The organism is Paracidovorax cattleyae (genome assembly GCF_900104515.1).
Lineage (GTDB): Bacteria > Pseudomonadota > Gammaproteobacteria > Burkholderiales > Burkholderiaceae_C > Paracidovorax > Paracidovorax cattleyae.
In genome coordinates, this window is the sequence record NZ_FNJL01000002.1 from 142,730 (window position 1) to 164,933 (window position 22,204).

The 22,204-nt window shown below is 69.5% G+C and carries 20 protein-coding genes; 17 read left to right on the forward strand and 3 right to left on the reverse strand.

The genetic code is table 11. The features are described from left to right. Window positions 1-94: 94 nt before the first annotated feature. The 9 genes from BLR05_RS02110 (at window position 95) to nudB (ending at window position 10,927) form a co-directional block, all read left to right on the forward strand. Window positions 95-685, forward strand: coding sequence for a hypothetical protein (locus tag BLR05_RS02110; protein WP_092832049.1), 591 nt, complete (start codon window positions 95-97; stop codon window positions 683-685). After that, complete coding sequence (gene ubiB, locus BLR05_RS02115) at window positions 682-2,250, forward strand: ubiquinone biosynthesis regulatory protein kinase UbiB (protein ID WP_092832050.1); 1,569 nt, start codon at window positions 682-684, stop codon at window positions 2,248-2,250. Before BLR05_RS02110 ends, ubiB begins: the two co-directional genes overlap by 4 nt. A 70-nt stretch (window positions 2,251-2,320) precedes the next feature. Beyond that, window positions 2,321-3,766, forward strand: coding sequence for a high affinity choline transporter 1 (locus BLR05_RS02120; RefSeq protein WP_092832051.1), 1,446 nt, complete (start codon window positions 2,321-2,323; stop codon window positions 3,764-3,766). Between the two features lie 105 nt (window positions 3,767-3,871). Next, window positions 3,872-4,189 (forward strand): FmdB family zinc ribbon protein, encoded by a 318-nt coding sequence (locus BLR05_RS02125; RefSeq protein ID WP_092832052.1) that lies wholly within the window; start codon window positions 3,872-3,874, stop codon window positions 4,187-4,189. Window positions 4,190-4,199: 10 nt separating this feature from the next. Then, complete coding sequence (locus BLR05_RS02130; RefSeq protein ID WP_092832053.1) at window positions 4,200-4,820, forward strand: DUF502 domain-containing protein; 621 nt, start codon at window positions 4,200-4,202, stop codon at window positions 4,818-4,820. Between the two features lie 88 nt (window positions 4,821-4,908). After that, entirely contained in the window at window positions 4,909-6,723 is a 1,815-nt protein-coding gene (gene aspS / locus BLR05_RS02135) for an aspartate--tRNA ligase (RefSeq protein ID WP_092832054.1), read from the forward strand. Window positions 6,724-6,801: 78 nt separating this feature from the next. Beyond that, the gene (locus BLR05_RS02140) at window positions 6,802-7,614 is read left to right on the forward strand and encodes a CsgG/HfaB family protein (RefSeq protein WP_092832055.1); all 813 of its coding nucleotides are present in this window, start codon (window positions 6,802-6,804) and stop codon (window positions 7,612-7,614) included. 140 nt (window positions 7,615-7,754) lie between these two features. After that, window positions 7,755-10,403 (forward strand): chemotaxis protein CheW, encoded by a 2,649-nt coding sequence (locus tag BLR05_RS02145; RefSeq protein ID WP_092832056.1) that lies wholly within the window; start codon window positions 7,755-7,757, stop codon window positions 10,401-10,403. Beyond that, entirely contained in the window at window positions 10,403-10,927 is a 525-nt protein-coding gene (gene nudB / locus BLR05_RS02150) for a dihydroneopterin triphosphate diphosphatase (protein WP_092832057.1), read from the forward strand. The genes BLR05_RS02145 and nudB overlap by 1 nt, the downstream gene beginning before the upstream one ends. Before the next feature lie 51 nt (window positions 10,928-10,978). On the opposite strand, the gene BLR05_RS02155 is transcribed toward nudB, so the two are convergent. Further along, entirely contained in the window at window positions 10,979-12,757 is a 1,779-nt protein-coding gene (locus tag BLR05_RS02155) for a response regulator (protein ID WP_092832058.1), read from the reverse strand. A gap of 119 nt (window positions 12,758-12,876) precedes the next feature. On the opposite strand from BLR05_RS02155, the gene BLR05_RS02160 reads away from it, so the two are divergent. The 7 genes from BLR05_RS02160 to BLR05_RS02190 all read left to right on the forward strand — a co-directional run bounded on the left by BLR05_RS02160 (window position 12,877) and on the right by BLR05_RS02190 (window position 18,431). Beyond that, on the forward strand, window positions 12,877-13,635 hold the full coding sequence (locus BLR05_RS02160) for an endonuclease/exonuclease/phosphatase family protein (protein WP_092832059.1): 759 nt from the start codon (window positions 12,877-12,879) through the stop codon (window positions 13,633-13,635). Next, complete coding sequence (gene clsB, locus BLR05_RS02165) at window positions 13,635-14,960, forward strand: cardiolipin synthase ClsB (protein ID WP_377777098.1); 1,326 nt, start codon at window positions 13,635-13,637, stop codon at window positions 14,958-14,960. Before BLR05_RS02160 ends, clsB begins: the two co-directional genes overlap by 1 nt. A gap of 119 nt (window positions 14,961-15,079) precedes the next feature. Further along, on the forward strand, window positions 15,080-15,805 hold the full coding sequence (folE, locus tag BLR05_RS02170) for a GTP cyclohydrolase I (protein WP_017439518.1): 726 nt from the start codon (window positions 15,080-15,082) through the stop codon (window positions 15,803-15,805). Between the two features lies 1 nt (window position 15,806). Beyond that, on the forward strand, window positions 15,807-16,229 hold the full coding sequence (locus tag BLR05_RS02175; protein WP_092832060.1) for a BLUF domain-containing protein: 423 nt from the start codon (window positions 15,807-15,809) through the stop codon (window positions 16,227-16,229). A gap of 114 nt (window positions 16,230-16,343) precedes the next feature. Further along, window positions 16,344-17,225, forward strand: coding sequence for an EamA family transporter (locus tag BLR05_RS02180; protein ID WP_092832061.1), 882 nt, complete (start codon window positions 16,344-16,346; stop codon window positions 17,223-17,225). Window positions 17,226-17,229: 4 nt separating this feature from the next. Then, entirely contained in the window at window positions 17,230-18,090 is an 861-nt protein-coding gene (locus BLR05_RS02185) for a DUF429 domain-containing protein (protein WP_092832062.1), read from the forward strand. 95 nt (window positions 18,091-18,185) lie between these two features. Continuing rightward, complete coding sequence (locus tag BLR05_RS02190; RefSeq protein WP_092832063.1) at window positions 18,186-18,431, forward strand: hypothetical protein; 246 nt, start codon at window positions 18,186-18,188, stop codon at window positions 18,429-18,431. A 31-nt stretch (window positions 18,432-18,462) separates the two neighbouring features. Here the strand turns inward: BLR05_RS02190 and xopQ are convergent, their stop codons facing one another. Continuing rightward, window positions 18,463-19,881, reverse strand: coding sequence for a type III secretion system effector XopQ (xopQ, locus tag BLR05_RS02195; protein ID WP_092832064.1), 1,419 nt, complete (start codon window positions 19,879-19,881; stop codon window positions 18,463-18,465). Window positions 19,882-19,988: 107 nt separating this feature from the next. After that, window positions 19,989-21,044 (reverse strand): LacI family DNA-binding transcriptional regulator, encoded by a 1,056-nt coding sequence (locus BLR05_RS02200; RefSeq protein WP_092832065.1) that lies wholly within the window; start codon window positions 21,042-21,044, stop codon window positions 19,989-19,991. Between the two features lie 132 nt (window positions 21,045-21,176). Between BLR05_RS02200 and BLR05_RS02205 the strand changes: the two genes are divergently transcribed. Then, complete coding sequence (locus tag BLR05_RS02205) at window positions 21,177-22,169, forward strand: Bug family tripartite tricarboxylate transporter substrate binding protein (protein WP_192883795.1); 993 nt, start codon at window positions 21,177-21,179, stop codon at window positions 22,167-22,169. The last annotated feature ends 35 nt before the right edge of the window (window positions 22,170-22,204 follow it).

A 22,204-nucleotide genomic window follows, 5' to 3' on the forward strand; every position in this document is an offset into this window, starting at 1 on the left:
GGTCTGCCGCGCGGCGGGCCGGGCTCCAATGGCACGGCCCGTGTACGGGCAAGCTTTCGGGCGTCCGGGCGAGTTCGGGGAATAATCGGGGACTATGGCAGCACCACAGTCCCCTTTTTCGTTCCTGGACGGGCTCTTCGAGCGCCTGGCCAGCGGCCCCCAGCCCCCGCAATGGCTGGTGCATGAAGTGCAGCACCGCCTGGTGCTGCTCGTCAACCACGTGCTCATGCAGGAACCCGAGGCCATGGAACGGCTCGTGCGCCAGAGCGGCAGCGTGGCGCGCTTGCAGTGGCGCGTCTATTCCATGTCCCTGCGCGTGACGCCGGCCGGCCTGTTCGACCTGGCCGGCGAAGCGGCCGTGCCCGACCTGCGCATGGAGATCACCGACACCTCGCCGCTGTCGCTTGCCCAGGCCGCCCTGCGCGGCGACAAGCCGGCCATCCGCATCGAGGGCGACGTGCAGCTGGCGGCCGAGATCCAGTGGCTGGTGGACCATGTGCGCTGGGATCTCGAGGAAGACCTCTCGCGCCTGGTCGGCGACACGCCGGCGCATGCGATCTGCACGGCCGCGCGGCGCGCCGCGCAGGCGCTCAAGCAGTTCGTGGGCATGCGCATGGGAGGACGTCCTCCGGCGGACGGCTCCGCCCAGGCGGCTGCTCCCGCTTCCGACCGCGGCGTTCCATGAGCCGGCTTTTCCGCGGCGCCACCATCGTCTGGGTGGCGCTGCGCTATGGACTGGATGAGCTGGTACTGACGAGCTTCCAGAAGCCCTGGCTGCGGCTGCTGGCGCGCATCGTCTCCTTCGGCCGCAAGCTGGACGCGCCGCGCGGGCAGCGCCTGCGCGAGGCCCTGGAGCGGCTGGGGCCCATCTTCGTGAAGTTCGGGCAGGTGCTGTCCACGCGGCGCGACCTGCTGCCGCCGGACATCGCCAACGAACTGGCACTGCTGCAGGACCGCGTGCCGCCTTTCGACCCGGACGTGGCCGTGGCCACCATCGAGCGCGCCTTCCGGAGGCCCGTGGGCGAGGTGTTCGTCTCGTTCGAGCGCGTACCGGTGGCGAGCGCCTCCATCGCGCAGGTGCATTTCGCCATCGTGCGCGATCGCCACGGCGTGGAGCGCGAGGTGGCGGTGAAGGTGCTGCGCCCCGGCATGCTGCCCGTGATCGACAACGACCTGGGGCTCATGCGCGCCATGGCCGGCTGGGTGGAGAGCCTGTCGGCCGACGGCAAGCGCCTGAAGCCGCGGCAGGTGGTGGCGGAGTTCGACAACTACCTGCACGACGAGCTGGACCTGATCCGCGAGGCCGCCAATGCCGCGCAGCTGCGCCGCAACATGGAGGGCCTGGGCCTGGTGCGCATCCCGGAGATCCTCTGGGACTTCTGCCACCCCGAAGTGCTGGTGATGGAGCGCATGAAGGGCGTGCCGATCAGCCAGATCGAGCGGCTGCGCGCGGCCGGGGTGGACATCCGCCAGCTGGCGCGCGACGGCGTCACCATCTTCTTCACGCAGGTCTTCCGCGACGGCTTCTTCCATGCGGACATGCACCCGGGCAACATCCAGGTGAGCCTGGAGCCGGGTTCGTTCGGCCGCTACATCTCGCTGGATTTCGGCATCGTCGGCTCGCTCACCGAGTTCGACAAGGAATACCTCGCGCAGAACTTCACCGCCTTCTTCCGCCGCGACTACAAGCGCGTGGCGGAGCTGCACGTGGAGAGCGGCTGGGTGCCGGCCGACACGCGCATCAACGAACTGGAATCGGCCATCCGTGCCGTCTGCGAGCCGTACTTCGACCGTCCGCTCAAGGAAATCTCGCTGGGCATGGTGCTGATGCGGCTGTTCCAGACCTCGCGCCGCTTCCAGGTGGAGATCCAGCCGCAGCTCGTGCTGCTGCAGAAGACGCTGCTCAACATCGAGGGGTTGGGCCGGCAGCTCGACCCGGACCTGGATCTCTGGAGCACGGCCAAGCCGTTCCTGGAGAAGTGGATGCTCGACCAGATGGGACCGCAGCGGCTCTGGCGCGAAGTGAAGGCCGAGTCGCCGCATTTCGCCAAGATGCTGCCCGAGCTGCCGCGCCTGCTGCACGACTACCTGCGCCACAAGCCGCACGACCACCGGCGCGAGATGCAGGAACTGCTCGCCGAGCAGCGCCGCACCAACCGGCTGCTGCAGAGCATCATCTACGGTGGCATGGGTTTTGTATTGGGGCTGCTGGCGCTGCAGTTCCTGATCCGCATCCGGTTCTTCCACTGAAGCTTCCGCAGCGCCGCCTGCGCATCCTCTCTTACCCACAACCTCACTTCGCGACATCGAGGAGCATGCCGTGCTGCTGACCCTGGTCATCGTCTATCTGCTGACCACCATCGCCATCGGGCTGGTGGCCGCCAAGCGCGTCAAGAACACGGCGGATTTCGCCATTGCCGGGCGGCACCTGCCGCTCTACATGATCATCACCACCACCTTCGCGACCTGGTTCGGTTCGGAGACGGTGCTGGGCATTCCCGCCAAGTTCATCCAGGGCGGCCTGGGCAACGTGGTGGAAGATCCCTTCGGCGCCGGCTTCTGCCTGATCCTCGTGGGCATCTTCTTCGCCGCGAAGCTCTACCGCATGACGCTGCTCACGATCAGCGACTACTACCGCGAGCGCTACGGCCGGGCGGTGGAGATCATCTGCTCGCTCATCATCATGCTGAGCTACCTGGGCTGGGTCGCGGCGCAGGTGACTGCGCTGGGGCTGGTGTTCAACCTGCTCTCGGGCGGCTCCATCAGCATCCCGGCAGGCATGGCGATCGGCGTGGTGTCCATCCTCGCGTACACGCTCTTCGGCGGCATGTGGTCGGTGGCGGTGACCGATTTCATCCAGATGATCATCCTGGTGGCGGGCCTGGCGATCATCGCGGTCTTCGCGGGCGAGATGGCGGGCGGGGCCGGCAAGGTGATCGACTTCGCCGCGAGCCGCGACCTGTTCCGCTTCCTGCCGGAGCCGAAATTCCACGACGTGGTGTTCTTCGTCGCGGCCGGCATCACCATGATGTTCGGGTCGATCCCGCAGCAGGACGTGTTCCAGCGGGTGATGTCCGCCAACAACCTGAAGGCCGCCACGCGCGGGCCGGTGATCGGCGGCATCTGCTACATCCTGTTCGCCTTCGTGCCCATGTTCCTCGTGGCCAGCGCGCTCATCATCATGCCGGCGGAGACGGCGGCGCTGCTGAAGGACGATCCGCAGAAGGTGCTCCCCACGCTGGTGCTCGAGAAGATGCCCTTCGTGATGCAGGTGCTCTTTTTCGGTGCGCTGCTGTCGGCCCTGAAGTCCACCGCCTCGGCCACGCTGCTGGCGCCCAGCGTCACGTTCACCGAGAACATCTGGCGCCAGTTCCGCCCCTCCGTGACCGACCGCGAGCACCTGCGCACCATGCGCATCAGCACCCTGGTGTTCAGCCTGCTGGTGCTGGCCTATTCGATCCACATGCAGGGCACCTCCATCTACGAGCTGGTGTCCGGCGCCTACCAGGTGCCCCTGGTCGGCGCCTTCGTGCCGCTGGTGTTCGGCCTGTACTGGAAGCGTGCCACCACCCAGGGCGCTCTGTGCGCCATCGTGCTGGGCTTGGGCTTCTGGCTGGCCTTCATGGCGCTGCCCGTGGGCGAGGTGTTCCCCGCGCAACTGGCGGGTCTGCTGGCCGCTGTCGCCGGCATGCTCGCCGGCTCGCTGGCCCCCCAGTGGCTGGCCAACAGCCACGCATCCCACCATCGCGTGGTGGGAGCGGAGTGACCCGCGCAGGGCCGCGAAACGAGGGCTGGCGGGGGCGCCGGAGCGCCTGCCTATAATTGAAGGTTTTGCAAACCCTCCTTCGCGCGTCTAACAGCACGGTAAAAAATGCCTATCTATGCCTATAAATGCGGCTCCTGTGGCCATGCCAAGGATGTGCTGCAGAAGATCTCCGATGCCCCGCTCACGGTCTGCCCCGCCTGTGGTGCCGAGACGTTCGCCAAACAGGTCACGGCCGCCGGCTTCCAGCTCAAGGGCTCGGGCTGGTACGTGACCGATTTCCGCGGCGGCAGCGGTGGCGGCGCCAGCGCGCCGGCCCCTGCGGCGGAAGGCGCTGCGGCGCCCGCTCCCGCCCCCGCGGCGGCACCGGCACCTGCGTCGGCTCCCTCTGCCGCGGCACCCGCCGCACCCACCTCCAAGAGCTGAACGCCCCTCGATGTCCGCTTTGCGCAAATGGCTGTTCACGGGCCTGCTGGTGATCGTGCCCGGCGTGATCACCGCCTGGGTCCTGCACTGGATCATCAGCACGCTCGACCAGACGCTGCAGATCCTTCCCGAGAACTGGCAGCCCGACCGGCTGCTGGGCTTCCACATCCCCGGCTTCGGCGTCCTGCTCACGCTGGCCATCCTGCTCACGGTGGGTGCGCTGGCCAGCAATTTCGCGGGCCGCAAGCTGGTGGAGTGGGGCGATGCGCTCGTGAGCCGCATCCCGGTGGTGCGCTCGATCTATTCGAGCGTCAAGCAGGTCTCGGACACGCTGTTCTCCGAAAGCGGCAACGCCTTCCGCACGGCGGTGCTCGTGCAGTGGCCGCGGGAGGGCGTCTGGACCGTCGCGTTCATCACCGGCACGCCCAGCGGCGAAGTGGCCGCCTACCTGCGTGACGGCTACGTCAGCGTGTACGTGCCGACCACGCCCAACCCGACCGGCGGCTATTTCGTGATCCTGCGCAAGAGCGACTGCATCGAGCTCGATATGAGCGTGGATGCCGCGCTGAAGTACATCGTATCGATGGGCGTGGTGGCTCCCCCGGACCTCACGCTCCCCGATTCCAAGTAACCCTTTCCCTTTCGTCGCGCCCCGCGGGGCCGCGCTCGATACCTCCCTCCAGTTTGGGCGCCCCTCGCGGGCGCAGGAAGAAGCACCCATGGCCATGCGTTCCCACTATTGCGGTCTCGTCACCGAAGCCCTGATGGGCCAAACCGTCACCCTCGCGGGCTGGGTGAACCGCCGCCGCGACCATGGCGGCGTGATCTTCATCGACCTGCGCGACCGCGAAGGCAACGTGCAGGTGGTGTGCGACCCGGACCGCGCCGACATGTTCAAGACGGCCGAAGGCGTGCGCAACGAGTTCTGCGTGCAGATCAAGGGCCTGGTGCGCGCTCGCCCCGAAGGCACGACCAACGACAGCCTCAAGAGCGGCAAGATCGAAGTGCTGTGCCATGAGCTGAACGTGCTCAACCCCTCGGTCACGCCGCCCTTCCAGATGGACGACGAGAACCTGTCCGAGACCACGCGCCTCACGCACCGCGTGCTGGACCTGCGCCGCCCCTACATGCAGCGCAACCTGATGCTGCGCTACAAGACGGCCATCCAGGTGCGCAACTTTCTGGACAAGGAAGGCTTCATCGACATCGAGACGCCCATGCTGGGCAAGAGCACGCCCGAAGGTGCGCGCGACTACCTCGTGCCCAGCCGCGTGCACGACGGCCAGTTCTTCGCGCTGCCGCAGTCGCCCCAGCTCTACAAGCAGATGCTGATGGTGGCGGGCTACGACCGCTACTACCAGATCACCAAGTGCTTCCGCGACGAGGATCTGCGCGCCGACCGCCAGCCCGAGTTCACGCAGATCGACTGCGAGACTTCCTTCCTGGGAGAGGAAGAGATCCGCGCGATCTTCCAGCGCATGGTGACCGAGGTGTTCAAGACCCAGCTGGACGTGGACCTGGGCGAGTTCCCCATCATGACCTACCAGGACGCGGCATTCCGCTTCGGCTCCGACAAGCCGGACCTGCGCGTGAAGCTCGAGTTCACCGAGCTGACCGAAGTCATGAAGGACGTGGACTTCAAGGTCTTCTCCGGCGCGGCGAACATGGTGGGCGGCCGCGTGGTGGCCCTGCGCGTTCCCGGCGGTGCGCGCGAAGAGGGCGGCCTCTCGCGCGGCGAGATCGATGCCTACACCGAGTTCGTGAAGATCTACGGCGCCAAAGGCCTGGCCTATATCAAGGTCAACGACCTGACCAAGGGCCGCGAGGGCCTGCAGTCGCCCATCGTGAAGAACATCCATGATGCGGCCATCGCCGAGATCCTGAAGCGCACCGGCGCGCAGAGCGGCGACCTGCTGTTCTTCGGCGCCGACAAGCTGAAGGTGGTCAACGACGCGATCGGCGCGCTGCGCCTGAAGATCGGCCACAGCGAGTTCGGCAGGAAGAACGGCCTGTTCGAGAACGTCTGGGCACCCCTCTGGGTGGTGGACTTCCCGATGTTCGAGTACGACGAGGACGACGCGCGCTGGGTGGCCGTGCACCATCCCTTCACGGCGCCCAAGGACGGCCATGAGGACCTGATGGACACCGACCCGGCCCGCTGCATCGCCAAGGCCTACGACATGGTGCTGAACGGCTGGGAACTGGGCGGCGGCTCGGTGCGCATCCACCGCGCCGAAGTGCAGAGCAAGGTGTTCGCGGCCCTCAAGCTCACGCCCGAGGACGCCCGCGCCAAGTTCGGCTACCTGCTGGACGCGCTGCAGTACGGCGCGCCCCCGCACGGCGGCCTCGCCTTCGGCCTGGACCGCCTCATCACGCTGATGACGGGCGCCGAGTCGATCCGCGACGTGATCGCATTCCCCAAGACGCAGCGCGCGCAGGACCTGCTCACGCAGGCGCCGAGCCCGGTGGACGAGAAGCAGTTGCGCGAGCTGCACATCCGCCTGCGCAACCCGGACGCTGCCAAGGCCGCCTGACCGGGGCCGGCAACGGTTTCGAATCCCATGGCAGGGGCCTCGCGGCTTCTGCCATTTTTTTTGCGAGGAACCTGTCACATGCAGAATTTCGCGAAGGGCGCCGCGGCCCTGGCGGCGGTGCTGGCCCTGGCGGCCTGCGGCGAGAAGAAGACGGAGCTGGGCGAGGGTGGTTCGGTGGTGAGCGGTTCGGCCGGCCCGCAGGGCGCACGCAATGCCGCGCGTGAACTGGTGCGCTGCGACGCGCCGGTGGCCACGCTGGCGCTGGCCGAGAACCCGAACGGCTACGTGATGGGCTCGGCCTACCAGCTGCCCTCGTCGCCCGTGCCGCTGGTCAAGCTGCTGGCCCAGCAGAGCGGATGTTTCCGCGTGGTGGACCGCTCCGCCGGCCTGCGCGGCACGGTGCAGGAGCAGGACCTGCGCGAGGCGGGCGTGCTGCGCAAGGACACCACGGTGCACAAGGGCCGGGGCTACGAGGCGCAATACACGCTGACCCCGAGCGTGACCTTCAGCGAGCAGGACGCCGGGCGGGGCCTGGGCGGCATCCTCGCGATGATCCCCGGGCTGCGCGACATGGCGGGCCTCATTGGCCTCGCGGAACGGGTGAAGTTCAAAGAGGCACAGACGGCGCTGCTGCTCTCGGACAACGAGACGACGGAGCAGGTGGCCGCCGCCACGGGCGCCGCGCGCACCACCGACCTGGGTGTGGGTGGCCTGGTGCTGGGCCGCCTGGGCGGCGGTGCCGGTGCCGGCTGGAGCAATACCAACGAGGGCAAGGTGATCGCTGCGGCGTTCCTTGACGCACACAACCAGCTCGTGGCGCAGGTGCGGGCGCTGCAGGCGAAGGAATTGCCGCCGGCCGTTCCGGTGCGCAAGGCCACGGCGGGCGGCTGAGGGGTGGATCGCTTCGCACGCGCCTGGCCGTGCCCCGGGGCGCTCAGGGTTCAGGAGAACCCGGCAGGTGCGATATTTGCTTAAAGTGACACGACCTTTCCATATCCTGCCTCTTTCAAAGGAAAGGTGGAGACCGCAACGTGTCCACTTCGCCCATCGCATCCCCGGAAGAATGGCTGCGCTACATGCCTGCCGCGCAGCAACAGCAGCAGGAGCTCAGGCTCGTCGAAAGTGCGTGGGACCATCTGTCGCTGCTGTCGTCGCTCTCGCTGCTGTCCACCAAGGCTTCTTCGGGCAGCGATCTGGCGCGCGCCCGCCACGACTTCGCCGCGCTCTCCGGGGAGCTTATGCGCGGGCTGGCCAGGGAGGCGCTGCGCAACCGCCTGGACGACCTGGCGAACCGCGCGCAGATCTGCATCGACGTGCTGGTGCGCAACCTGTTCGAACGGACTGCTGACATCGGCTTCCTTGCGCTGGACGGCCCGCTGGCCAGGTACCTCGACGAGGGGCGCCACAGCCCGGGTGAGCGCTCGGCCATCGAGTCGCGCCTGAAGGCGTACGCGGGCAAATACACCGTGTACGGCAATATCTTCCTCTTCGATGCGCAGTGCCGCCCCTGTGCCTGCCTGCACGGGGACCTGCCCGCGCCCGGCGGCGCGCTGCACGATCGCGACCAGCAGTTCCTGCGCGAGGTGCTGGGCAGCGATGCCGCGTACGTGGAGCACCACGCCTTGCACGGCTTCACCGGCCGGAGCGTGCCCACCCTCGTCTATGCGCACCGCGTCGTTCGGGAAGGACGTACTGTGGGCGTGCTGTGCCTGGAGTTCCGCCTGGCGGATGAGATGCCCGCGATCTTCGAGTCCCTCCGCGATACCGACGAGGGCGAGCATTCCGGTATCGATGCGGTGCTGGCGATGGTGGATGGAGAGGGCCGGGTGCTGGCATCCGGCGATCCGCTCCAATTGCCGGTGGACTGGCGCATTCCCGAGGCGGGGAGCGGCACGCCCGACGCCGGGCAGGTGGTGCGCCACATGGGGCGCCGGTACCTGCTTGCGGTCCGCCGGACTCAGGGTTTTCAGGGCTATGCCGGCCCGGGTTGGCGCGGCGTCGCCATGCTGCCGCTGGACGGCGCCTTCGAAGAGCGTGCCAGCATGTCGGACGGCCGCACGCATATGGCCGGCCGCCCGGACCTGCTGTCGGAAGAACTGCGCGGCATTCCGCTGCGGTCGGCCGCCATCCAGTCCGCCCTGGAGCGTTCGGTGTGGAACGGGCTGCTGGAACTGAACCAGATCGGTGGCGGCGAAGCCGTGGCGGCTCGGGAGGTGGTTTTTGCGCGGACCCTGCTCTCGGAGATCGGAGCCACCGCGCGCAAGACCGCCCGGGCCTTCGCCGCGGCACTCGAGGGCCTGTACGGCGTGGTGACCCAGTCGCAGTTGCGGGATGCGCAGAGCCGTGCGTCCCTGGCCATGCAGATCCTGGACCGCAACCTGTACGAGCGCGCGAACGACTGCCGCTGGTGGGCGCTCACGCCCCGTTTCGCGCAGGCGCTGGCGGACAGCGCCGCGCGGTGCGAGGCCTCTGCCGCGGTGCTGGCCGAGATCAATGCGCTCTACACGGTCTATGCGTGCCTCGTGCTGTTCGACCGTTCAGGCCGGGTGGTGGCGGTGTCGCGGCCGGACCGCGCCCACCATGTGGGAACGGTCCTCGATGAACCCTGGGTGGCACGCTGCCTGCGGCTGCCTTCGGAGCAGGCCTATACGGTCAGCGACTACGTGGAAAGCCGCTTCCATCCCGGCTCGCCTACGTTCGTCTATGCGGCGGCGGTGCGCTCGGCGGAAGATGCCGCCGCGCTGGGCGGCGTGGCCGTCGTCTGGGATGCCGCCCAGCAACTCGACTCCATCCTGGCCGACTGTGCTGCCGGCCTGGGCGAGCAGGACCTGCTGGCTTTCGTCGATGCCGCAGGCACCCTGGCGCGTGCCAGCCGTACCGGCGCGGCACGTGCGCAAGAGGCTGTATCCGTGGCCCTGGATGCGCTGCGGGTGGCACCCGGCGAGCGAATGGTGTCGCTCGTCGGAGGAGTGTTCGGTGTGGGTGTCGACAAGGGCCATGGCTACCGCGAGTTCCGCGCGCAGGACGGCTATGACCATGGCCTGCGCTGCATCGCGCTGCGCCGCCTGTGCGCCAGCGATGATTCCGCCGGCTGGGGCGGAAGGAGCGTGCCGGTGCCCGCGGCATCCGCACCGCGCCGGGAGACCGGCAGCGAACTGCAACTGGCCACCTTCCTGGTCGGCGAGCACTGGTTCGGGATCGGTTCGGCCCACGTGGCCGCTGCCGCGCAGGATGTCGCCGTGCTGCAGGCCGGACGCGCCCGGGCCCCATTCCTGGGATTGGCGCAGATCGGGGAGCGGGTGTGCCCCGTGGTGGACATGCACTCGCTCGTGGCGGACCAGCGCGGGCGGGCTGGGTGGACGGGCCTGCCGTCGGGCCTGCACCAGCTGATCGTCCTGCGGATCGGCCTGGACGACGGGCGCACGGGCGAATTCGCGCTGCGGGTGGATGGACTCGGCCCCATGCTGGACATGGATGCGCGGCAATTGCAGCCCGTGGCGTGGCCGTCTGCCGCCGGGCAGGCGCCGTTGATCGACGCGGTGCTCTCGGTACCCGTCGACGGTGGTGCCGGCAAGCGCATGCTGTGCCGCATCGGCGCCCCGTGGCTGCGCCAGTGCGCTGCCGGTGCCCTGGGGCCGGAGCCGCCGCTGGACCTGGCGGCGCTCGTGGCGGCCGGCTGATGCGCGGGGAGTCCGTGCCGCCGCAGGCGCCTCCGGCCAGCGGCTCCGTGGGCTACAAGATTCCCGAGTCGGTGCTGGTGGTGATCCATACGCCGGCGCTCGAGGTGCTGATGATCCGCCGCGCGGGTGGCGGCGAGCCGCACTGGCAGTGCGTCACGGGCAGCAAGGACTGGCCTGGGGAAGCCTTCGAGGCCGCCGCGGTCCGGGAGGTGTTCGAGGAGACCGGCATCGATGCGCGCGCGCCGGGGCATGTGCTGACCGACTGGTTCCTGGAAAACGAGTACGACATCTGGCCGCAGTGGCTGCACCGCTATGCGCCGGGTGTGGTGCGCAACCGCGAGCGGCTGTTCGGGATGTGCGTGCCCGTGGGCACGCCAGTCGTGCTGAGCCCGCGGGAGCACGATGCCTGGCAGTGGCTGCCCTGGCGCGAGGCAGCGCTGGCCTGTTTTTCGCCATCGAATGCGGAGGCCTGCCTGTGGCTTCCGCGGTTCGTGGAACGCGCGGGCCCGGAAGGTTCCGGATGACTGGCCCCGTCCGGTAGGCCGCGACCGCTGGCGCAGCGTGATGCCTAGCGCTCAGGCGGGGCGCAGGCGCAGCAGGTCGGCGGCATCTCCGCCATGGCCGGCATTGGAGGTCAGTCCACCGGCCGCATCGTCGGTGCGCTCCTCCGCGGCCGGCGGCATGGCGGCGTCCGCCCTGGCGCTGGCGGTTGCGCGGCCGGTGCGCAGCACCAGTTCCCCGGGCTTGCGCTCGGTGCCCTGGCCGAGCATGGCCCGGGCGGGCGCGTGGCCGCAGCGCGCGCGCAGGGCGTCGATGCGCTCCTGGTGCCCGGAAGATACCGCGGCATCCAGGCGCGGGGCATAGCGGGTCAGGACCTGCTGCGCCAGGTCCAGCAGCTTGGTGTTCAGCGTGGCGTCCGCGTGCACGAGCAACTGGCCCACGGCGCTCGCGGGGTCTCCGCCCAGGCTGCGGGCGATGGCCTCCTCGGCTGCGCGGTTGACCCGCGGAAGGCAGGTGCGCAGGGCTTCCGCATACTCCGGGCAGAGGTTGCCTGCACGCGCCAGCAGTTCGCACAGGCTGCGCGTATTGGAGTAGCGCATGCCGAGCGATTCGATCCAGGTCGAGGCGTCCGGCAGGTCGATCGAGGTGCGAGTCAGCACGGCCAGCAGCCCCACGAGGTTGCAGGCGGCCTCGAAGTCGAAATCCGGGGCGGAGGCCTCGGCCGCCATTGCGCGCACCCCGGCCACCGCCTGGGCGAACTGCCGCTGCAGGATCAACTGGAGTGCGCGGACTACGCTCTCGAAGCGCTGCAGCCGCTGGCTGGCCGGATGGCGCTCGCGGATGCGGGCGAAATCGGCCATGCAGCGCTCCAGCCCCTTGCGGTCGGACGTGTCGAAGTAATTGAACGCGAGCAGCACGACCGACTGGTAGTCGAACAGCTTGGAGTCCAGTCCCAGCACGGCGGCGCGCGAGAGCATCTTCGCGGCGGTGTCGTGGTCGCCGAGGTAGTAAGCCATCATGCCCAGCTTCTGCAGCCGCACGACGGAATCGGGCGTGAGCTGCGCGGCGGTGCGGTAGGTGCCGAGCGCCTCCTCGAACTGCCCCATCTCCACCTGCGCGCGTCCGAGGACATCGTAGGCGTCCGCGAACGATGCGTCCTCGCCGATGATGCCCTCCAAGGTGGTGACCGCGCGCGGCGCCTGGCCGGCCTCGATCTGCGAGCGCGCCACGCCCAGCTTGGCCCAGGGCAGGGCGCGCGCTTCGATCACGGCTTCGAACAGCGTGCGGGCCTCGTCGTGCCGGCCCAGCCGCAGCAGCAGTTCGCTGCCGATGCGTGCGGCATACAGCCAATAGGGCTGGCGCGTCTCGAAGCGCTGCACGCAGAGCCTGGCCGCACCCTCGAAGTCCTCCTCGCCGATCGCGTCGAAGATGGGCTTGAGGTGGTTCTTGCGCAGCCGCGCCAGCGACAGCCGCTCGAACAGGGCACTGGGCGTGAACGGCTTGAGCAGGTAGCCGTCGAGGGCGGATTCCGCGGCTTCGGCCACCGCCGCATACGACGCCTCGGCCGTCACCATGAAGAAGACCGTGGAAAAGGGCAGCATCTGCGCGCGGCGCAGGTCGTCGAGGAGCGTCTGCCCCGACTGCCCGGTTTCCTGGAAGTACTGCTCGCACAGCACGTAGTCGAACACCGTGTGCTCCAGGCGGGCGCGCGCGTCCTGCACCCTGCTGCACTGCACCACGCGCGCGATGCCGTACTCCCGCAGCTGCGCCACGAGGATGCTGCGCGACGTCGCGTTGCCATCGATGACCAGGGCCTGCGATTCGGCGAGGTGGGCGGCTTTGGCGCTGGACATGGAAGGCCGCGGTGCGGCGTCGAAGGAGTGGGGGAGGCGACGCGCCAGTGTAGGGCCTGGAGGCTGGAAGCGGGAGAGGGAATGTGCGGGAGGCCGGGCGGCTGCGCCACAATCGCGCCATGGAACCATGGGACGTCTCCGACGGCGCCGGCACTCTCCGGATTGCCACCTACAACATCCACAAGGGCGTGCAGGGCCTGGGCCCGGCCCGCAGGCTCGAGATCCACAACCTCGGCCACGCGGTCGAGCAGCTGGACGCCGACATCGTCTGCCTGCAGGAGGTGCGCCAGGTGCACCGGCGCGGTGCGCGGCATTTCCCGCGCTGGCCCGAACTGCCGCAGGCCGAATTCCTCGCCCCGGAAGGCTACGAGGCGGTGTACCGCACCAATGCGTTCACGCGCCATGGCGAACATGGCAATGCGCTGCTCACGCGCTGGCCGGTGATCGGCCACCAGCACGAGGACATGTCGGACCATCGCTTCGAGCAGCGGGGGCTGCTGCATGTCGAGGTCGAGGTCCAGGGCCGCCGCGTGCATGCCATCGTCGTCCACCTGGGCCTGATCCCGGGCAGCCGGGTGCGTCAGGTGGAGCAGCTGCAGCGCTTCGTGGCGCGGGAGGTGCCGGCCGGTGCGCCACTGGTCGTGGCGGGAGACTTCAACGACTGGGGCCGGCAGGTCAAGCATGCGCTGGCGGCGTTCGGCCTGCGCGAATACGAAGGGGAGCCGCGCGCGCTGACCTATCCCGCGCGCCTGCCGCTGGTGCAGCTGGACCATGTGTACGTGCGCGGCATGGAGCCCATGGGCCTGCACGTGCCGCGAGGCCGCATCTGGTGGCGCATGTCCGACCACCTGCCGCTGATCGCGGAATTCCGGCTGTGATGCCGCCGGCCCCGCGTTCCGCCGCTCCGGCGGCCGCCCCCGCACCGCGGCGCGGCGTGCCGCGCTTCACCCTGCGCCGGCGCCGCGCGGTTCCGGCCGCGTTGTCCGGCGGGCACCGCGTCGCGCTGCTGCAGGGCTCGGCGGAACTGTTCTGCGCGCTGGTGGCCGACATGGACGCCGCACTCTCGGACATCCAGTTCGAGACCTACATCTTCGACTGCACCGGCTCCGGGGCCGACATCGCGGAGGCGCTGATCCGCGCGGCCCGCCGGGGCGTGCGTGTGCATCTCGTGGTCGATGGGGTCGGCACGGGCCGCCTGTGCTCGCCGTGGCCCGAGCGCTTCGAGGAGGCGGGCGTGCGCATGCAGGTGTACTCGCCGCTGGGCCCCCTGGGCCTGCTGCTGCCCAGGCGCTGGCGGCGCCTGCACCGCAAGCTGTGCGTGGTGGACGGCTGCGTGCTGTACTGCGGCGGCATCAACGTGCTGGACGACCTGCACGACCCCAACCATGGCGTGCTGGAGTCGCCGCGGTTCGATTTCGCCGTCCGGGTGTGGGGCCGCCTCGTGGAGGAGGCCGGCGAAGCCATGGAGCAGGTCTGGTGGCGCCTGCAGGCCACGCGCGACGCGCGGCAGCGCCGGCTGGCCGACCTGATGCGCGATCTGCGCGCCGCGGCGCAGGCCCGCCAGGCGGAACGTCTGGCCCGGGAGGCCGCGCCCGGCGGAGCCGCGGCGGTGCACGGGCTGCGCGCCGGGCTGCTGCTGCGCGACAACCTGCGCAACCGCAGCCGCATCGAGCGCGCCTACCGCCGCGCCATCGGCAACGCCCGCCACGAAGTCATCATCGCCAATGCCTATTTCCTGCCGGGGCGCAAGCTGCGGCACGCGCTGGTGCTGGCCGCGCGCCGCGGCGTGCGCGTGCGGCTGCTGCTGCAGGGGCGCTACGAGTACTTCATGCAGTACCACGCGGCACGTCCGGTCTATGGCGCGCTGCTGGCGGCCGGGGTGGAGATCCACGAGTACGCGCCGAGCTTCCTGCACGCCAAGGTGGCGGTCATCGACGCGCAGGGCGATCACCCCTGGGCGACCGTGGGTTCGTCCAACCTCGATCCGCTGTCCATGCTGCTGGCGCGCGAGGCGAACGTGGTGGTGGAGGATGCGGGATTCGCCCGGGCGCTGCGGGCGCGGCTGGTGGACGCCATGGAGCACGCCGGCCGACGGCTGGACCCGCAGGCCTACGGGGCCCGGCCCTGGGGCCAGCGGCTGCGCGACCGCGTGGCGTTCGCGCTCATGCGCCTGGCCCTGTGGGTGACCGGCAGCCGGTACTGAGGCGGCCTTCCTGATTGGTTTGCTATTGATTTAATAGCTCGATGTGGCCGGCCGGCGCTGCCGGAGCCAGCGAAACCCTGGTCGAGCCGATGTGGCGCATCGCTGGTACCATCGCCGGCATGTTCACACACCTCGCCGACGATCCGAACAGCGCTCCCCCGCCCGAAGGCGCGCCTGTCTCGGCCAAGATACGTGAGCGCCTGCTCGCGGCCCGCAAGCGGTTCCATGCCAACGACAACATCGCCGACTTCCTGGAGCCCGGCGAGCTCGAGCAACTGCTCGACGAGGTCGAGGCCAAGATGCAGGGCGTGCTCGACAGCATGGTCATCGACACGGCCGGCGACCACAACACCCAGGACACCGCCCGCCGCGTGGCGAAGATGTACCTGGGCGAGGTGTTCCGGGGCCGCTACGTCAAGCAGCCCGCGATCACCGAGTTTCCCAATGCCGAGCACCTGAACGAGCTCATGATCGTCGGGCCGATCACCGTGCGCAGCGCCTGCAGCCACCACTTCTGCCCCGTGATCGGCAAGCTGTGGATCGGCGTGCTGCCCAACGAGCACACCAACGTCATCGGCCTGTCGAAGTACGCGCGCCTGGTGGACTGGGTCATGGGCCGCCCCCAGATCCAGGAGGAGGCGGTGGTGCAGCTGGCCGACCTCATCATGGAAAAGACCCAGCCCGACGGCCTCGCGATCGTGATGGAGGCCAGCCACTTCTGCATGTCCTGGCGGGGCGTGCGCGAGATGGACAGCAAAATGCTGAACTCGGTCATGCGCGGTGTCTTCCTGAAGGACGCGGCGCTGCGCCGGGAATTCCTCTCGCTCATCCCCGGAAGGACCTGACATGCTCGTACGCCTGCTCTATGCGAGCCGCGCGGTGGACACCTCCAGCGCGGCCATCGAAGACATCCTGGCCCAGTCGCGCCAGCACAACCCGGGTAGCGGCATCACCGGGGTGCTCTGCTATGGCGCCGGCGTGTTCCTGCAGGCCATCGAGGGTGGCCGCTCTGCCGTGAACGAGCTCTACGGCCACATCCTGCGCGATCCCCGCCACAAGGATGTCGAGCTGCTGTACTTCGAGGAGATCGAGGAGCGCCGCTTCGGCGGCTGGACCATGGGGCAGGTGAACCTCGGCCGCATCAACCATTCGACCCTGCTGAAGTATTCCGAGAAGCCGGAACTGGATCCGTACGTGGTCTCCGGCCGCGTCTCCCTGGCGCTGCTGGAAGAGCTCATGGCCACGGCGTCGGTCATTGGCCGTACCTGACGCGGCCTCCTGCTGCCCTCCCTGGCGGCAGCCGCCGCCGGGCGCATCCCGGCCCGCCAAGGCCGCCGGCGCTTTTCCCGATCCGTCCACCGCCCTGCCGCCGCAGGGCTCCGCATGCCGTTCTCCGCTTTCGCCCTCATCCTGCTGGCCGGCGTCATCCACGCGGGCTGGAACATCGTCGCCAAGAAGGCAGGAGGCGACGCGCGGTTCGCGTTCTTCACCTCCGTGGTGATGATGTTCGTCTGGGCCCCGCTGGGCTTCTGGCTGGGCCGGGATGCTGTGCCCTCGTGGGGCGCCACCGAATGGGCGCTCGTGGCGGCGAGCGGCGCGCTGCACATGGCCTACTACGTGATCCTGCTGCGCGGCTACCGCAAGGCGGACCTCACCGTGGTCTATCCGATCGCGCGCGGCTCGGGGCCGCTGCTGTCCTCGTTCGTGGCCATCACCTTCCTCGGCGAGCACATCAGCGCGCTGGGAGTGGCCGGCATCGCGGGCGTGGTGGGCGGGGTGTTCCTCATCGCCGGCGGACCGGCGCTGCTGCGTGCATCGCACGATCCCGCAGCGCGCGCCCGCGTGCACAAGGGCATCGCCTACGGGCTGCTCACGGGCGCGTTCATCGCGAGCTACACCGTGGTGGATGGCTATGCGGTCAAGATGCTGCTGATGTCGCCCATCCTCGTGGATTACATGGGCAATTTCGTCCGGGTGGCGCTTCTCGCGCCCGCGGTGCTGCGGGACGTGCCCGCGGCGCGCCGGCTCTGGAGCGCCCAATGGCGCTTCGCCCTGGCCGTGGCCCTGGTGAGCCCCGTGTCCTACGTGCTGGTGCTCTACGCGATGCAGGTCGCCCCGATGTCGCACGTGGCGCCCGCGCGCGAAGTCTCGATGCTGTTCGCGGCGCTCATCGGCGGACACCTGCTCGGCGAGGGCGATCGCGCCTCGCGGCTGGCCGGCGCGGTGCTCATCGCCGCCGGCGTGGTGGCGCTGGCACTGGGGTAGCCGCATGGCCGAGCCGGTTCCCTCCGCCGGGCCGCTGCTCGTGGGCTGCGACTTTTCCAGCAGCCCGGGCCGCCGCAAGCCCATCGTGCTCGCGCTCGGCCGCGAACGCGGTGGCCGGGTGTCGCTGTCGGGGCTCGAGCGGTTCGAGACGCTGGACTCCTTCGGCCGCTGGCTGGCCGCGCCGGGCGCCTGGGTGGGCGGCTTCGACCTGCCGTTCGGCCTGCCGCGCGGCCTGCTGGAGGCATTGGACTGGCCCCTGGACTGGGCCGGCAGCATGGCCCACTACCGCAGCCTCACCCGGCCGCAGATCCGCGAAACCTTCGCTGCCTTCTGCGCCGCGCGTTCCGTGGGCGCGAAGTTCGTGCACCGCGCCACCGACGGGCCGGCCGGCTCCAGCACCTCGATGAAATGGGTCAACCCGCCCGTGGCGTACATGCTGCACGCGGGCCTGCCGCTGCTGATCGATGCGGGTGTGCACATTCCGGGGCTGCGGGCCGGTGATCCGGCGCGCGTGGCGCTGGAGGCCTACCCCGGCCTGCTGGCGCGCGAGATCCTCGGGCGGCGCAGCTACAAGAGCGACGAGACGGCGAAACAGACCACCGAGCGCTTCATCGCCCGCAAGGACCTGATCGCGGGCCTGGAGTCGGGCGCCACCCGGCTGGGGCTGCGCGTGGCCCTCACCAACGCCCAGCGGGATGCGCTGGCCGGCGACGCGAGCGGCGACAGCCTCGATGCCGTGCTCTGCCTCGTCCAGGCTGCCTGGGCGGCCAGGCGCCATGCGCTGGGTGATCTGCTTTACGGGCTGCCTGCCGGCCTGGACCCGGTTGAGGGATGGATCGTGACTGCGCCGTTTCCCGGCAGCTGAACGCGCGGTGAATCCCGGCTTTGCGCCGGCTTCAAACGGGAGCCGCACAATGCGGACAGGATCGCCGCGGACATCGGCAATGAAAGGAGTCCCGCATGCTCGACAAGGCCATGGCAAGAACAGCGGCATGGCGCCTTCCCGCCTGCGCCGCGCTGGCGGCACTGTGCTGCATGGCCGCGCACGCCGGTCCGGCCGCCTGGTACTACTGGCGCAGCAAGGTGGATGGCCAGCGCGTCTGCACGCAGGTGTCCCCGGGCCCGGGCTGGGAGCGCGACAGCGAACCCTATGAAGGCCCGGGGTGCACGGCCCCGCGCAAGGTGTTCGTGATCCCGATGCGTTGATCCCGGGCTCCGACCGCCGCCGCAGGCCCCGTCAGCTTCCCAGCGCGGTCTTGGCGAGGGCGGACATCAGGTTCCTGGCGTCCGCGGGTGAGGCCACCTGATCGGCCCCGATCACTTCCACCACGCCCGTGCCCCGCGTTGGCACGGGGGCCGGGCGGAACAGCATGCCTGCGGGCCCGTCGGTGGCGGCGAGCAGCGTGAGCGGATCGTAGAGGTTCAACCGGCTGATGCTCTCCCACACCGCGTCGAAGGATGCCTCTGCGGATGCCCGCCACGCCTCGAAGGCTTGCGCGTTCTCCCCGGGGCGCGCGACGAACGTGTTGTAGAACCATCGCTTGTCGAGCCGGGCGATCTGGCCTTCCATGATGCCTCGCCACAGATGCCTGAGGGCGTCGCGCTGGATGTCCACAAGATAGCTGCCCACCGGGTGGCCGGTCTTGCCCAGCGCTTCATAGAGCTCTGGGGGTACTGCCGCCTGGTAGGCGGCTTCCTTGCTGACGATGCGCAGGGGAATGCCGTATTCCTGGGCCGTGCGGTAGAACGCCCGCGCGGCGGCCTGGTCGGTGTGATTGTTGTAGGCGCGCTCGTCGGGCTGCACCCATCCTTCGGCGTCCGGGGCCTGTTCGATGCCACCCATGATGACGATGCGTTCCACCTTCTCCCTGACGAGCGCGGGGTGCTGTTGCAGCAGGGCGTTGGCATCGGTCATTCCGGCGATCGCCACCAGCGTGGCCCTGCCTTCCAGGCGTGCCAGGCTGCCGCCGATATCCTGCCCTGCTTCCGCCTCCAGGCGCTCTTGCGGAGCGCGCAGCGGCTCCCCGCGCCGCAGAAAGACACCGTGGTCTGCCGATCTCCGTCCCATGTCGTACTCGCCGCCTGCCGATACGGCGACGTCGGGCATGCCGAGGGCATCGAATACCCCTTTGGAGAATCGCGCGCGCTCCTTCCGGATGTCGGCGGGGCCGAGGGTGGTCACGACATGGTGGATCTTCGCCAGCCCCATCTCCTGCAAGGGCTTTCCGATGACGAAGGACACCGCGTCGTCCGGGTCCTTGTTGGGATCGCTGAACAGAATGCAGTTCTGTGGCCGCGCCGGGCGGTATTGCCGGAGCCGCTCGAGGACCGCGGCTTCCGCCGTGGACAGGGATGCCGGCGTCTGCGCCGGGCGCGGGCCTTCCGACAGGGTCCATAGCGCCGTGAACAGCAGCGCGGGCCAGAGCGCTGCCGTCGGCGCCTGCCGGGGGGCGCGCAGCCCTGCGCGGGATGGTGGATGGCCCAGGCCCGGCCCCCGGATGCCACGCAGTTCTGCCAGCGGTCCTGCTGCATCGCGGCGGGATGAACGGCGGATCGAAGACGTCGGTGCCGTGCCGCCGTCGCCGCCGTGCACTGTGGACGCGGGCCGGGCGTGTTCGGCGCGGCCGGGAAGGGAGGATGGAGAAATGGATGTCATCGCTCCATCCTGCGCGAACGCCGGCAGCTGCCGGATGGAAGGGCGCAGGGCCTTGCGGTACCGCGAAGCGCAACATGCCCTGCGTGCCCGCACCCGCCTGCATCGCATCAGACGCTCTCGCGCTCCACGATCGAGAATCCGATGTCCACCCGGGGCTCGGGCAGGGCGCGGCCCTCCGCCCGGTCGGCGATGAAGGACGCGGCGATCCGGCCGATGCGCGTGCCGTCGATGCGCACGGTGGTCAGGCTGGGCGCCAGGGTGGCGGCAAACTCGATGTCGCCGAAACCCACCACGGCAAGGTCCCGGGGCACAGCGATGCCGCGCTCGCGGGCCTCCGTGAGCACCCCGAGCGCCAGCATGTCGGAACTGCAGAACACCGCATCGATGTCGGGGGTGTCCTCCCGCAGCGCAGCCAGTCCGTCGCGCCCCTGGGCATGCGACGTGGGTGCGGGCACCCACCGCAGGACCGGCTCCTGCAGGCCCAGTTGCCGGGCGGCCTCGGAAAACCCCCGCTGGCGCCGTGCGGCGCGCTCGTCGTCACCGCTGATGAGCGCCAGCCGGCGCCGCCCGCGGCCATGCAGGTAGCGGCACACCGCGTCGCCCAGCCGCTCGTGCGACAGCCCCACCAGCATGTCGATGGGCGTAGGCGTGGTGTCCCAGGTCTCCACCACGGGAATGCCCGAAGCGAGCAGCAGCCGCCGCCCCTCGGGGGAGTGCATCACGCCCGTGAGCACGATGCCGTCCGGGCGCCGCCCGACGATGGCGCGCAGCAGTTCGTCCTCGCGCGACGCTGCGTAGCCCACCTCGCCGAATACCACCTGGAAGCCGCGCGCATGCAGCGCATCGGTGAGTGACTGGATCATTTCACCGAACAACTGACCACGGATGGTGGGCACCAGGGCCATGACGAGGTGGCTGCGCGAAGAGCGCAGGCCGCCCGCCAGCAGGTTGGGCACGTAGCCCAGGGTGGACACGGCTTCCTCCACGCGGGCCCGGGTGGCCTCGCTGACCTGCCGTGGCGTCTTCAGTGCGCGAGAGACCGTGATCATCGACACACCCGCACGGTCGGCCACTTCCCGCAGGGTGACGGCGGCGCGGGAAGCCGACCCCGGACGGGCGGCGGGACCGGGGGGCGGGGAGGGGGCGTCGGGGGGCAGGGCCATCCGGCGAGTCTAGGGCGTGCCGCTTCCACGCGATGGCGCCGGATGACGGAACCGCCTGTCGCAGAAGCCGGGTTTACCCTCTGCATTTCGTAAATGTTAACGTTAACATTCGCAAAACAGGAGACAAAAGCCATGCCCGCCCCCCGATTTCTGCGCTGCCTCTGCGCCGCCCTTTCACTGTCCGCCATGCTCCTCTGCGCCGTGCCGCCCGCCCTGGCGCAGGGAGCCTGGCCCGACAAGCCGGTCACGATCATCGTGCCGTTCCCCGCAGGCGGCTCCACCGACATGGTGGCGCGCGCCATGGCCCAGCGCATGGGAGACAGGCTGGGACAGAACTTCGTGGTGGACAACCGGCCCGGCGCGACCGGCACCATCGGCGCAGGCTTCGTGAAACGCGCGGCCCCCGACGGCTATACCCTGCTGGTGTCGTCGCTCGGCGCCTTCGTCGTCACGCCGCACCTGCAGAAAAACGTGCCCTACGACGCCACCAGGGATTTCGACTACATCACCGTGCCGGTGCAGGCGCCGAACGTGCTCGTGGCCAACGTGGCGCAGAAGGCCCGCACGGTGCCCGAGGTGATCGCCCAGCTCAAGGCCCAGCCTGGCAAGGTGAGCTTCGCGAGTTCGGGCAACGGCTCCTCCGACCATCTGGCCGCCGAGGTGTTCTGGCAGCAGACCGGCACGCAGGGCCTGCACATCCCCTACAAGGGCGGAGCGCCGGCCATCAACGACCTGCTGGGCAACCAGGTGGACTTCTCGTTTCAGAACGTGAATGCCGTGCTGCCGCACATCCGCGCGGGCAAGCTGCATGCCATCGCTGTCACCGGCAGCCAGCGTTCGCCCGTGCTGCCCGACGTCCCCACGCTGGCCGAGGCCGGGGTGGCGGGTGCCGAGGTGTATTCCTGGCAGGGCATGGCCGCGCCCCGGGGCCTGCCGGCCGCCGTGAAGGACAAGCTCGCCGCCGCCGCCATCGCGTCGATGAAGGACCCCGCCGTGCGCAAGCGCATGGAAGAGCAGGGCCTGGAAATCGTGGCGAGCACGCCGGCTGAATTCACGGCCTTCCAGGCCCGCGAATGGACCCGCTGGAAGCAGCTCATCGAAATGCGCAAGATCACCTCCGACTAGTGAACGGTACCTCCCTGACCGGGTAGCCCGGCAAA

What these genes read in the sequence shown, in the direction of transcription:
- BLR05_RS02110 (WP_092832049.1), top strand. Translation starts at nt 95, where the DNA reads ATGGCAGCACCACAGTCCCCTTTTTCGTTCCTGGACGGGCTCTTCGAG.
- ubiB (WP_092832050.1), top strand. Translation starts at nt 682, where the DNA reads ATGAGCCGGCTTTTCCGCGGCGCCACCATCGTCTGGGTGGCGCTGCGC.
- BLR05_RS02125 (WP_092832052.1), top strand. Translation starts at nt 3,872, where the DNA reads ATGCCTATCTATGCCTATAAATGCGGCTCCTGTGGCCATGCCAAGGAT.
- BLR05_RS02130 (WP_092832053.1), top strand. Translation starts at nt 4,200, where the DNA reads ATGTCCGCTTTGCGCAAATGGCTGTTCACGGGCCTGCTGGTGATCGTG.
- aspS (WP_092832054.1), top strand. Translation starts at nt 4,909, where the DNA reads ATGGCCATGCGTTCCCACTATTGCGGTCTCGTCACCGAAGCCCTGATG.
- BLR05_RS02140 (WP_092832055.1), top strand. Translation starts at nt 6,802, where the DNA reads ATGCAGAATTTCGCGAAGGGCGCCGCGGCCCTGGCGGCGGTGCTGGCC.
- nudB (WP_092832057.1), top strand. Translation starts at nt 10,403, where the DNA reads ATGCGCGGGGAGTCCGTGCCGCCGCAGGCGCCTCCGGCCAGCGGCTCC.
- BLR05_RS02155 (WP_092832058.1), bottom strand. Translation starts at nt 12,757, where the DNA reads ATGTCCAGCGCCAAAGCCGCCCACCTCGCCGAATCGCAGGCCCTGGTC.
- BLR05_RS02160 (WP_092832059.1), top strand. Translation starts at nt 12,877, where the DNA reads ATGGAACCATGGGACGTCTCCGACGGCGCCGGCACTCTCCGGATTGCC.
- clsB (WP_377777098.1), top strand. Translation starts at nt 13,635, where the DNA reads ATGCCGCCGGCCCCGCGTTCCGCCGCTCCGGCGGCCGCCCCCGCACCG.
- folE (WP_017439518.1), top strand. Translation starts at nt 15,080, where the DNA reads ATGTTCACACACCTCGCCGACGATCCGAACAGCGCTCCCCCGCCCGAA.
- BLR05_RS02175 (WP_092832060.1), top strand. Translation starts at nt 15,807, where the DNA reads ATGCTCGTACGCCTGCTCTATGCGAGCCGCGCGGTGGACACCTCCAGC.
- BLR05_RS02180 (WP_092832061.1), top strand. Translation starts at nt 16,344, where the DNA reads ATGCCGTTCTCCGCTTTCGCCCTCATCCTGCTGGCCGGCGTCATCCAC.
- BLR05_RS02185 (WP_092832062.1), top strand. Translation starts at nt 17,230, where the DNA reads ATGGCCGAGCCGGTTCCCTCCGCCGGGCCGCTGCTCGTGGGCTGCGAC.
- BLR05_RS02190 (WP_092832063.1), top strand. Translation starts at nt 18,186, where the DNA reads ATGCTCGACAAGGCCATGGCAAGAACAGCGGCATGGCGCCTTCCCGCC.
- xopQ (WP_092832064.1), bottom strand. Translation starts at nt 19,881, where the DNA reads ATGACATCCATTTCTCCATCCTCCCTTCCCGGCCGCGCCGAACACGCC.
- BLR05_RS02200 (WP_092832065.1), bottom strand. Translation starts at nt 21,044, where the DNA reads ATGGCCCTGCCCCCCGACGCCCCCTCCCCGCCCCCCGGTCCCGCCGCC.
- BLR05_RS02205 (WP_192883795.1), top strand. Translation starts at nt 21,177, where the DNA reads ATGCCCGCCCCCCGATTTCTGCGCTGCCTCTGCGCCGCCCTTTCACTG.